At 45.0% G+C, this 2,081-nt stretch carries 3 protein-coding genes; all 3 read left to right on the forward strand.

Annotated features, from left to right (window positions below; translation table 11 throughout):
* Positions 1 to 1,065, forward strand: a 1,065-nt coding sequence (locus AB5627_RS14160) for a type IV secretory system conjugative DNA transfer family protein (RefSeq protein WP_337400631.1), incomplete at its 5' end; no start/stop codon positions are given.
* A gap of 16 nt (positions 1,066 to 1,081) precedes the next feature.
* A complete protein-coding gene (locus AB5627_RS14165) occupies positions 1,082 to 1,372 on the forward strand; it encodes a helix-turn-helix domain-containing protein (RefSeq protein WP_041337570.1) in 291 nt (96 codons plus the stop codon).
* The coding region (locus tag AB5627_RS14170) for a conjugal transfer protein TrbL family protein (protein WP_368369918.1) at positions 1,365 to 2,081 on the forward strand (717 nt) is incomplete at its 3' end. The genes AB5627_RS14165 and AB5627_RS14170, both read left to right, overlap by 8 nt.

Consider the following 2,081-nt stretch of genomic DNA (forward strand, 5'->3'; position numbering starts at 1 on the left):
GGCTTGCTTGCCTCGGTTATCCTGCTTTTGGCGGAGTTTGGCGACAAAAACGAAAGGCATATTGTTTCAGTTTTTAAGCTGATCCAAGACCTTTTGGCAAAGTATCAGCCTGCGCCGAAAGCAAAGCCTAAGATGTATTTTACAAAGCTTATGGACAAGCTCCCAAGCGAACACAAAGCAAAATGGCTTGCAGGAGCGGCTCTGAATGCGTCTGACCAGTCTATGCTGTCGGTAATGTCGACTGCACTTTCAAGGCTCAACAGTTTTCTAGATTCTGAACTTGAACAAATGCTGTGTTTTGGAACGGCGATAGACGCTGAGAAGTTCTGTAATGAAAAGTCTGCTATCTTTATCGTTCTTCCCGAAGAAGATACAAGCAAGTACTTTATGGTCAGCCTGCTTATCCAACAGTTATATCGTGAGATATTAGTCATTGCAGACGAAAACGGCGGAAAACTAAAAAACAGAGTTATGTTTTACTGCGACGAATTTGGAACTTTTCCTAAGATAGAGGGTGCTGAATCTATGTTCTCCGCAGGACGTTCAAGAAAAATATCCATCGTGGCGATAATACAGTCCTTTGCACAGCTTGAACAGAACTACGGGAAACAGGGTATGGAGATAATCACCGACAACACTCAGCTTACTGTGTTCGGCGGATTTGCACCAAACAGCCAGAGTGCAGAGGTGCTTTCAAAAGCTTTGGGCGAACAAACGGTATTAAGCGGTTCGGTATCAAACGGCAGGGACAGATCTCAGTCATTGCAGATGATAGGCAGACCGCTTATGACTGTGGATGAGCTGAAATCTATGCCGAAAGGACAGTTTATCGTTATGAAAACAGGAACACACCCGATGATAAGCAAGTTAAAACTGTTCTTCAAATGGGGTATCAAGTTTGAAGATGAATACAAACTTCCCGATAAGACAGCCCGTGCTGTTTCATACAAAGAGCGTGATGAACTGATAAAAGACGTTGAAATGAAATATCCGCAGAAGAAAAAAGAGAGTCCGATAGAATATGAGGAGCTGACAGCAAAGAAAAGGACAACTGTTAAAACGTAAAAGGAGCTGATGCATATTGATATTTCCAAGAAGGATCTACGACTTAGGACTAAGCCACAAGGCGGTGGCTGTGTACTGTTATCTGGCAAACCGTGCGGACAAAAACGGAGAATGTTTTCCCTCTGTACGCAGGATAGCAGAAGATCTGAGCATACACAAAAGCACGGTATATCGTGCTTTTACGGAACTTGAAAACCGTGGATTGTTAGAACGGATACCTCGCTATCATATCCAAGGCGGACGCCGCAGCTCGCTGTACAGAGTAAAGGGAGAGATAACAAAGGCAGGAGGTGGTGCGGATGTTTGATTGGATCTCAGACGCCATTGACTGGATCAGCGACGGAATATCAAGCCTTTGGGACAATACAATAGGTTCTGCGGTAGATACCATAACAGACGCAATCTGGGATGTAATGTTTGAGTGGCTGTTCAACCTCATTTACGGCGCAGTTGCCGATCTTTTTGAATTTATCAATGCAAGCACAAGCAGTATTTTCGCTCTGTCGTGGGTGCAGTCGTTCATAGCATTGTTCCACAGTCTCGCATGGATGCTGTTTGTCTGTGGACTTATCGTGGCGGTGTTTGACACGGCGATAGCCTATGAATCGGGTCAGGCGAATATCAAAAATACCTGTCTGAACGTGTTGAAAGGGTTCATGGCGGCAAGTCTTGTGACAGTCGTTCCCCAAAGGCTTTATTCGTTCTGCGTCAATATGCAGGGTACGTTTGCAACTGAGCTGCTTGGGAACTTCATATCCGGAACAAGCGACACGATGGCGGACACCGGACTTGCGGTCATATTTGCTCTTGCCTCAGATATTTCGCTGTTCAGTCTATTTTTTATGATCTTATTCGGTTACTGCACGGTGAAAGTTGTGTTTGCAAACATCAAGCGAGGCGGCATAATGTTGTGTCAGATAGCTGTGGGAAGTCTGTATCTTTTTGGAGTTCCGAGAGGTTACACAGACGGATTTTACAGCTGGTGCAAGCAGGTCATTGCGACTTGTCTGACGGCA

The organism is Ruminococcus sp. RTP21198st1_G1_RTP21198_201120 (assembly GCF_040924265.1).
In the GTDB taxonomy this organism is placed as follows: Bacteria; Bacillota; Clostridia; order Oscillospirales; family Ruminococcaceae; genus Hominimerdicola; species Hominimerdicola aceti.